Origin of the sequence: Aminobacter aganoensis (assembly GCF_014206975.1) — a bacterium.
Lineage (GTDB): Bacteria > Pseudomonadota > Alphaproteobacteria > Rhizobiales > Rhizobiaceae > Aminobacter > Aminobacter aganoensis.
The window spans coordinates 76,102-85,095 of sequence record NZ_JACHOU010000020.1 but is presented as its reverse complement, the minus strand read 5'-3'; the positions used below and the strand labels follow the sequence as shown (position 1 = coordinate 85,095).

The 8,994-nt window shown below is 60.3% G+C and carries 8 protein-coding genes and 1 pseudogene; 4 read left to right on the top strand and 5 right to left on the bottom strand.

Annotated features, from left to right (window positions below):
* Positions 1–90, top strand: a pseudogene (locus tag GGR00_RS28695) (helix-turn-helix domain-containing protein); the annotation flags it as partial.
* A gap of 242 nt (positions 91–332) precedes the next feature.
* Here GGR00_RS28695 and GGR00_RS24520 read toward each other — a convergent pair.
* Positions 333–629: a PRC-barrel domain-containing protein gene (locus GGR00_RS24520; RefSeq protein ID WP_184701805.1), complete on the bottom strand. Its 297-nt coding sequence runs from the start codon at positions 627–629 to the stop codon at positions 333–335.
* A gap of 199 nt (positions 630–828) precedes the next feature.
* Here GGR00_RS24520 and GGR00_RS24515 point away from each other — a divergent pair, with 199 nt between their 5' ends.
* The gene (locus GGR00_RS24515) at positions 829–1,548 is read left to right on the top strand and encodes a DUF1236 domain-containing protein (RefSeq protein WP_184701803.1); all 720 of its coding nucleotides are present in this window, start codon (positions 829–831) and stop codon (positions 1,546–1,548) included.
* A gap of 802 nt (positions 1,549–2,350) precedes the next feature.
* On the opposite strand, the gene GGR00_RS24510 is transcribed toward GGR00_RS24515, so the two are convergent.
* On the bottom strand, positions 2,351–2,575 hold the full coding sequence (locus GGR00_RS24510; protein WP_184701801.1) for a hypothetical protein: 225 nt from the start codon (positions 2,573–2,575) through the stop codon (positions 2,351–2,353).
* A gap of 431 nt (positions 2,576–3,006) precedes the next feature.
* Here GGR00_RS24510 and GGR00_RS24505 point away from each other — a divergent pair, with 431 nt between their 5' ends.
* The gene (locus GGR00_RS24505) at positions 3,007–3,366 is read left to right on the top strand and encodes a low affinity iron permease family protein (RefSeq protein WP_184701799.1); all 360 of its coding nucleotides are present in this window, start codon (positions 3,007–3,009) and stop codon (positions 3,364–3,366) included.
* Between the two features lie 176 nt (positions 3,367–3,542).
* Positions 3,543–3,890 (top strand): CHRD domain-containing protein, encoded by a 348-nt coding sequence (locus GGR00_RS24500; RefSeq protein WP_343065639.1) that lies wholly within the window; start codon positions 3,543–3,545, stop codon positions 3,888–3,890.
* Positions 3,891–3,962: 72 nt separating this feature from the next.
* Here GGR00_RS24500 and GGR00_RS24495 read toward each other — a convergent pair whose 3' ends face one another.
* From GGR00_RS24495 to GGR00_RS24485, 3 genes are read right to left on the bottom strand one after another with little or no spacing between them, the layout of a single operon-like run.
* On the bottom strand, positions 3,963–4,337 hold the full coding sequence (locus GGR00_RS24495) for a response regulator (RefSeq protein ID WP_184701795.1): 375 nt from the start codon (positions 4,335–4,337) through the stop codon (positions 3,963–3,965).
* Positions 4,338–4,368: 31 nt separating this feature from the next.
* On the bottom strand, positions 4,369–7,950 hold the full coding sequence (locus GGR00_RS24490; protein ID WP_281389302.1) for a CheR family methyltransferase: 3,582 nt from the start codon (positions 7,948–7,950) through the stop codon (positions 4,369–4,371).
* Positions 7,904–8,971 carry a chemotaxis protein CheB gene (locus tag GGR00_RS24485; protein ID WP_184701791.1) on the bottom strand — a complete coding sequence of 356 codons (1,068 nt, stop codon included), beginning with the start codon at positions 8,969–8,971 and terminating at the stop codon, positions 7,904–7,906. Before GGR00_RS24485 ends, GGR00_RS24490 begins: the two co-directional genes overlap by 47 nt.
* Positions 8,972–8,994 lie beyond the last annotated feature (23 nt).

Below are 8,994 nucleotides of genomic sequence, written 5' to 3'. Positions count from 1 at the left end.
GACACGCCACACGGCCCCGAGCAGCTGACAAAGCTGCCGATAAGGTTCCTGTCGATCATCTCCTATCGCCATGGGGATAGTGAGGACTGATTTTCTTCTTGATGTCGGGCCCTTCATCGTTCGATGGCTGCGCCAGAAGCCAAGCATGCGTGGGGCTAGGAATAAGGACGCAGCCCATCACTGAGTGAAGCTTTGCCCACGATCCTTGGGCTATTCCGGCACCTTCGGAAAACGCCTTGCAGGAACCTTCGGGGGGACCGCGCCGGATCGCGGTTGCCCTGACCCGGTTCAATGCGATGCATTCCGTGCCTTTCGCTGGATCCGGCGCTCGGCTAGTCGTGGTGCTCCGGCATATCCTTCAACTGGTCTTTCGTCCAAGACGTAACCGCGTGGACTTCGCCATCCTCATCGCGCATGAAATCGAGCTGGCTGACGGGAACTGCGACCGGTTTGGCGCCGATGCCGAGGAAGCCGCCGACGTCGATAATGACTTGGGCCATGCTGCCCGAGCCGTGGACATGTGACACCGATCCGATGTCCTCGTCGTCCGGGCCGTAGATGGTGGCGTGGGCAAGCAGATCGGGCATGAGCTCGGTTTCAGTGAGACGAACGTGATTCCTGTGGTTCATGATTGGCGTCCTCTTGGGGTTGGGAGGGCGAAACCATCGAGGCGGCGATCCGTTCCGACAAACCTGCCTTAAGGCGGCGATTGATTGAGGTCGCGGCGGATCGCCATGCAGGGGAAACCGGACACAGGGAAAATGCTTTGGAACGATAGCTGCCGTTTTGGATTAGCCCTCGCGGGCTATTCCAACGGGAGAACTCGTCATGCGAGGTATCATCATAACCAGTGCAATTGGCTTAGGACTGGGAATTGCAATCGCCCCGGTTCTGGCACAGACAGAGCAGCCGGCTCAGGGACAGGAGGCAAAATGCCCTGATGGATCGCAGTCCGCGACGTGCCCACAGCCGGAAGGTGGTGCCCAGCAAGGCACGACGCCATCTCCCGAGAGCCAGCAGGGCGGTGAAAATCAGGGTAAGGCCGACAAGCCCAAAGCTCAGCAGGGACAGGCCGAGCAGCCGGCGGCCGAACCCCAAAAGCCTACACAGGGCACGGAAACACAGCAGCAGCCGGCAAAGGGCGGTACCGCTGAGACGCAGCAGCAGCCAGCCCAGGGCACGGAAACACAACAGCAGCCCGCCCAGGGCAGCAACACAGAGACGCAAACACAGCCGGCCCAAGGCGAGCAGCAGCAGACTGAGCAAGGTGGCAAGTCTGCTGCCACGAACGTCAACGTCACCGTCGAGCAGAAGACAGAGATTACCCAGGTAATCAAGGAAGAGAGGGTGGAGCCGGTACGTGTCGACGTTGACGTGGCGGTCGGCGTGGCGGTGCCGCAGACGGTGAAGGTCAAGCTGAGACCGCTTCCCGTCAGGATCGTAAAGATCGTGCCGGCTTACGAAGGATATCTGTTCTTTATCCTCGTCGACGGGCGCATCGTGATCGTCGAGCCCTCGACATTAAAAATTGTGCTCATTCTCGTCTAGGGCCGACATTGAGCTGGCACCGACAGCCCCGCCGGCACAGTCTCCCGGCGGGGCCTTTTGCTTTGCCAAAGCTGAGCCGTCGCTCGACCGGTTGGGTTCACTTCATCCCGAGCGGGCGGTGATGATCTGACCCCAGGGAACCAATTCCCGGGGTTTCTCGTTCGAATAGAACCAAGTGAAACGGGAGGATCAAATGGACCGCAGCGTGCACCAGGCGCGGTGGATTCTCGCACCCATCTTTGGGTTAGGTGTCGGGCTGTTTATTGCCGGCATATATTTAACATGACGGAGGATTTTGGTTATGGCTGATGGACCTACGGTAGTTAATTCCGGCGGCGGCGGGGCCGGTTGGGTTGTTGCGGTCATCATCGCAATTGCGGCCGCCGTTGCGCTGTTCTTTTTCGTTCAAGGCGATTGGGGCGGCAGCCGCAATGTCGACGTCAACGTCCAGGCACCAACATCTTCGGCGCCTGAGGCACCGGCTGCGCCCGCAGCACCGGCGGCACCTGCCGCTCCGGCCGCACCAGCTGCGCCTGAAGCCCCTGCGGCCGCCCCCGCGGCCCCTGCTACGCCTGCACCGGCACCAAGCGGCCAGTAACGGCCAACGTGCCTTCCGAATTCGTGAACGTGTCGTCCCTCAGCGGACCACGTTCCCGATAGTGGTCTGCCCGGCGGCCGAACCGGCAGACCACGACGGCCTCCGCCAGACCGATGGCGTCCCGCTCCGGGAGTGATCATCCCTTGATCAGCGCTCGTATGGCGCATTTCTACTGCTGCGCGCCGGGCTGCTTCGATGCCTCGATCAGTTCCGCCTGGCGGACAAACCTTCGGCGATCTTTCGCGCTTGGTGCGGCTTGATCAGCAGCTCGACGTTGTCGACCGTCGCCTCGCCGCGTCGGATCTGCTCGATGTGGTCCTGGGAAGTCACATATTCCAGCCGCACGATAAGGTTTCCCGGTTCGAGCGCGTTAATATGCACGTTGACCAGGTTCGGCGTGGTGGTCGTGTTTACGAATTTTACAGACATGGGCATCCTTTCCGAATCGCCGGGATCATGCCGTTGCACCTCCCAAGAGTCCATTAGCCGCCCGCGGACCGCTGGCTATTACGTGGGTGAGGTTCCGACTTCGGCCGCCGAGTTGTGCTGCGTCTCGTTTTAACGCTGCTATGGGCACGGAACGGCGACCGGCGCGTTCTCGCGATGGAGCGATCATGCCCCCAATACCGCTCTGGAAGCCGGCCGCGATCGCCCTCCGGCAGGTCTTGGCAGGCGATAGGGAAACAGTACGAAGGCTGGGCTGCGATTATCTTGTCGAGCTTCGCGCGATGCCGTGCAACCTGCTGGGAATGCACTTTGGCTATTCTTCGGACACCTCTCAGGCCGTTCGGGAGGCCGACAAATGAACCAAAGGCCGGAGCCTGCGTTATCAGCTACGCAATTGAACGTCAGGCGTCGCCATGGACCCGCATCTTTTCAGACTGGCCGGCTTTCTTTCACGGCCGCCGGGTTTCTACCTTCTGATGGCAGCGATGATCGTCAGCACCGCGTTGGTTCCCTTTGGCCTGACCGACATCGTTACCTATGGGCTTTCGGTCGCTGCGATCCTGATAACGGGCGTCGTCCTAATCCAGGGCTACCGTGATACGGCGGCAATTCACGCCAAGCTGGACGAGATTGTCCTCAGTTTGAACAGCGCCCGCAATCAGGTGGTGGGGCTCGAACATGCCGACGCCAAAGAGATCAAGAAGGCGTTGAAGAGCATCGAAAGGGAAGCAGAAGAGGCCGGCGGCGCGGATCGTGCCGACGCGAGGGAATAGAGCAGACCACGGCTCATTGGTGGAACTCCTGCCGGAGGCCGCACGTTTCAAACAATCGGTGCGGCGCATGCTGCACATTTCCCCCAGGAGGACCTGAAATGTCCGCTTTCAAGACATTCGCGCTTGCGTTCACAGTTAGCACGCTGTTGGCCGTGACGCCGTCTCTGTCGGAGACCATGAAGTTCAAGGCCGATCTCAAGGCGGCCAGCGAGGTGCCGCCGACCGACAGCACCGGCACGGGAACAGCCGATGTCAGCTTGGACAGCGCCACCAAGAAGCTGACCTGGACGGTGACGTCGACGGGGCTGACAGGCGACGCGACGGCCGCGCATTTCCACGGGCCGGCGGCGGTGGGCGAGAATGCCGATCCTGTTGTCGACATATCGTTGAGCGTGGCCAGCGGCTCCGCCGACCTGACCGACCAACAGATGGCCGATCTGCAGGCGGGCAAATGGTATCTGAACATCCACACCCAGAAATTCCCCGATGGCGAAATCAGGGGCCAGGTCGAAAAAGCGCAGTGATGCACAAAACCCCACCGCCTGAAGCGGTGGGGCTCCTGCATGCTGCGGCGCTCGTGATGGGCTCCGGCCTACCTAGCTTTTCCGAAATTCAGAGACGGCTTTTGCCAGAGTTTCCAGTTCCACAGGCTTCGAAAGTCTGAGGACGCTCTGAAACGCGCTGGGGAATGCGGTCACGCTGTCATATCCGGTTAAAAAGAGGAACGGCACGCCACGCGCCGCCAACTGCTCAGCTATAGGAAAACTCTGTTCCCCGGCAAGATTGACGTCAAGCACTGCACCATCCAGGCTAACGTCGGTCATTTCCTGAAATGCCTGATTTACAGTCGCTGCGGGACCGATCACGGTGCAGCCAGCGCTTTCGAGATAATCGCAAAGATCCAAAGCGACCAAAAATGCGTCTTCCACGACAAGGACGCTGAGGCCATCGAGTTGCGATTTTTCTGTCATCTCGAACCTGGGAGCGGTGGAAATGCATGCGTCAGCGAGATTTCTTCTTGGCAAGCGGAACCTTGATAAAACATTCCAGTCCGGTTCGCTCAAATCTCAGCTGGACGCTTCCGCCAAACTCGTACTGCAAACTGCGCTGGATGAAAGTGGTTCCAAAATTTCTTTTCGGCGGCTGCGCGACGGCGGGCCCGCCGGCTTCTTTCCAGGTCAGGATCAGCACCTTGTTCTCGACGTTCCAGGCCACGTCGACGCGGCCGCTTGCATTGGACAGAGCGCCGTATTTGGCAGCATTGCTGGCGAGCTCGAAAAACACCATGCCCAGGGTTCCCGCCAGATTTGCATTCAGCACGACCGGCTCGCCGAGGATGCTGACATTCTGATGGCTGTCGCCGACGTAGGGAAACACTGTCCTCCGCAGCAATCCCTCAAGATCGGCACTGCCCCAACTGTGTGACGACAGGAGTTCGTGTGTCCTGGCCATCGCCTTGAGGCGCTCCTGAAATGCCGCCGCGAACTCCTCGATCGACGTCGCCGAGCGCAGCATTCTCGAGGTCAGTGCAGTAATGATGGCTAGGATGTTCTTGACCCGGTGCTGCAGTTCATGAAGCAACTCCTCGCGGTTGCGCTCAGCCTCCTTGTGACTGGATATGTCGACAAGAGCGCCGATGGCGCCGCGGATCTTGCCTGTTTCATCAAACAGCGGATTGGCCGAAAACAGGATATCGCTCTGGCTGCCGTCCCTACGCTTGAGCACGGCCTCATAACCGGGAACGGCCTTTCCTGACCTGATTGCCTTCATCAAGGGCTGGTTTTCCGCCTCCATGGCCTCGCCGCCCACCAGCAATGGCAGGTCGGCCGGCATCGAGACCAGCTTGTCCTCGCTCACGCGCCGGCCCGCCAGCTCCACCGCGTAACGGTTGGCCCTTATCTGCTCGCCATTGCCGCCCTCGGCGATGAAGATGCCCACCGGAACAAGGTCGAGCAAGGTTTCCAAAATGTCGACCCGGTCGCGCAGGTCGTGGGAAAGCGCGCCTATGCGTTCTTCCGCGCGTGCGATCTGCGTCACATCGACGAAGGTGACGACCACGCCGGCGATGACGTTGTCGACCGTCCTGTAGGGCAACACTCTCATGATGTAGCGGCGATCGTTTTCCGCATTGTCGATCTGCCGTTCGATGGTGCCGAGACGCTGCAGCACCTGTTCCAGATCGACCTGCAGATTGTCAGCGGCAAAGCGAGGGCGGACATGGGCCAAAGGCCGCCCGACATCGCTTTCGACGAGCCGGAACAAGTCCCGTGCGGTGGGGGTGAAACTCTTGATGCACAGGTCCCGATCGAGGAACACGGTCGCAATCTGGGTGCTCTCGAGCAGGTTCGCCATGTCGTTGTTCGCACGGCTGAGCTCATCGACACGAATGTTCAGCTCCGAGTTGACGGTCTGCAGCTCCTCGTTGATCGACTGCAGCTCTTCCTTCGAGGTTTCCAGTTCCTCATTGGAGGACTGCAGCTCCTCGTTGATCGATGACAGTTCTTCATTCGAGGATTTCAGCTCCTCGTTCGACGATTCCAGCTCTTCGGTCGTGATCTGAAGGCGTTCCTTGGTCTCCCTCAGCTCGCGCTCCAGCTGGGTGACATTCGCGCTCTCGACATCGTCGGTCGTATGCGCGCGCTCGCTTTCGAACTCCGGCTGAACGGTACCGCTGTCTCTGAACACAAGCATGTAAAGCGGGTCTGCCGAGCCATCCGGCGGAAGCGGCTGGACGACGAGACTGATGGTCAACCGCCCGCCATTAGTGCCGATGTTGATCTTGTTCTGGACGGAAACCTGGCCGGTGCTGACGGCCTTGTGAATGGCGGCCCTGAGGTCCAGCCGCAGGCCGCGCCTGGCCATCGCAAAGATGTTGTTGTCGGGGGCCCCTGCCGCGAGCTCGAGATATTTGCCTGTGCCGCCGGAACTGTAGACGAGATCTCCGGCCGCATTGATGATGACATAGGCTGGAGCATAACGCTCCAGAAGGACGCGCTCAGCGGTCTCCTGCAAGCTGCCCGTCGCCGCCTTCTGGCGCGCCGGAAGCGTCGTGGGTTTTGCCGATGTGGTCAGCGGGAATTCAGGAAGCCGTGGGCCGCCAAATCCGGCTCGCTTCTGGAAGACGCGGCTCGCCTTGTCGATCGTCGAAAACAGGCGCGCGTGGCGCGTGACATTTTCGGAGGAGCCGAGAAACAGGTGGCCGTTGTTTCGCAGCGCATAATGGAAAATGGGAATGACCTTTTCCTGCAGCTCGGGCCCCATGTAGATAAGCAGGTTGCGGCAGGCAATCAGGTCGAGTTTCGAGAACGGGGGATCGCGCAACAGGTTGTGGGCGGAAAACAGGCACATTTCCCTGAGCTCGGCCGCGACCCGGTATGTCCCGTCCTCACGCGAAAAGAACTCTTTGAGCCGCTTTGGCGTGAGGTCGGTGGCAATCGTCGCGGGATAGCGGCCGGCGCGGGCGATTTCCAGGGCACGCTCGTCGATGTCGGTGGCAAACAGCTGCAATTTGGGCGATGCCGCGCCGCGCGGGGCGTTCTCCCGCAGCAGCATGGCGATCGAATAGGCCTCTTCGCCGGTGGCGCAGCCGGGAACCCATACCCTGATCGTCTCGTCAGGCCTGCGGCCCTCGAAGAGTTTCGAAATGACCAAACGCTCGAGCGCTTCGAAGGAGTGGGGGTCGCGGAAAAAGCTGGTGACGCCGATCAGAAGGTCCTGGAACAGCAGGTCGACCTGCTGCGGTTCCTGGCGCAGCCGGTCGTAAAAGATCGCGGGATCGGCGATCTGCAGGACCTGCATGCGGCGCTGGATGCGGCGCAAAATGGTGTTGCTCTTGTAGCCGCTAAAATCGTGACCGGTGCGGTTGCGCAGCAACAGTGTTATCCGACCCAATTGGTCGACGACGTCGCGCTTGCGCCGATCCTTCTCGCCCTCGGTCTGCGGCCGATAGACATGCTGGAAATAATTGACGAGCTTTGCGGCCATCTCTTCGGCAGGCAGGATCAGGTCGACGAGGCCGCTTTGCACGGCGCTGCGCATCATGCCGTCATATTCGGCACTCTCCTGCGCGAGTGTCAGGCCGCCATGTTCCTTGATCGCCCTGAGGCCGATCGTGCCGTCGCTGCCGGTTCCCGACAGGATCACGCCGGCGGCGTGTTCGCCCTTTTCCTCAGCCAGGGAGATGAAGAAATCATCGATCGGCGTTCGCTTCGTCCGGGTCGCCACCAGTTTTGCAACATGAAACCTGCCGTCCTTGACGGTTACCGAAGCGCCCGGCGGAATGACATAGATCCGGTTGGGCAATATTTCGTCGCCCTCGGCTGCCGTCTCCGTCGGGATCGTCGTGCAGCGCTGGATAATGCTGGGCAAGACGCTCTCGTGTTCGGCATCCAGATGCTGGATGACGACGTAGGCAAGCCCACTTTCCGGCGACACCGCGGGGAAGAACTGTCGCAAGGCGGAAATTCCACCTGCCGAGGCGCCCACACCTACAATCGGGAACGGAGTGTCCTGTCCAATCCCAAGGTCGTTGACCGGGTTAGCCTGAGCGCTTCTTTCCGTGCTCTTGTTCCGGGGTTGCTTCATGCTCGCTTACTGCTGCCTGCCTGCTCTCGAGGATGCGCTCGATAACGCGAGCGTCGTCGGTGTATTCCTGGGCTCTCGCGGCCAACTGTGCGGCCAGCGCCGGGAGATTCTTCTTACTTTCGCGCTGTGCCATCCGTCGCGTAAATTCGGCGCGTTGCTGATGCGCTCTCAATAGACTCCACAACATCTCGTCGACTTCGACCGATTGCGCCTCCAGCATCGCCTCCGAAGTGAAGGCATGTCCCGTATGGCATCGATAGCGCACCATGTCACCGTCTTCGATTTCCCACAGCGGACCATGGCATTCGGGACATATGAATACCGAGATTTCGCCAAGTCTATCTTCTTCTTGCATGGTCGAATGCTCCTGTGCCGCAATGGCGGCCTCGAGCCGCAGATGCGGCGGTGCAGGACTTGCTTCTCCTGCCGGTTTCACAGCCAACTCCCCGAGGAGAGCGCCGATATCGGCGGCAGGTGCTGTGTGATCCACATCGACATATCTCATTGCGCTGTTGATCATCGCCGGCACTGCGGCGTCTTGTGGATCCTGGACGACCGCCAGCCCGCCCATTGCCTTGATCGCCCGCAATCCCGCTGTCCCGTCCGAAAGCGAACCCGAAAGAACGACCCCGATCACCCGCGGGCCGAAACTCAACGCGGCAGATCGAAACAGCGGGTCGATGGCCGGCCTTGAGAGGTTTTCCCGAGGGCCGCGGCGAAGCATGATGTGATCGTCATGGATCAAAAGATGGTAGTTCGGCGGCGCCACATAGATATTTCCGCGCTTGAAAATCGCTCCATTTACCGCCGTCCTGGCGTGCAGTGGGCCGGCGCGATCAAGGATGCCCGCGAGATGGCTCACGGGGCCAATATGAAGGACTACGAAGACGGATGCCGCAAGATCGGACGGCAGGTCGCGCACGATCTGTTTCAACGGTTCGACCCCGCCAGAGGACGCACCAATGGCGATAAGACAGTGATTGTCCCGCGCGGCTTTCAAGCTCGATGTTCGATTGGGCATAATTTGTCTGGGCGCTCCAATTA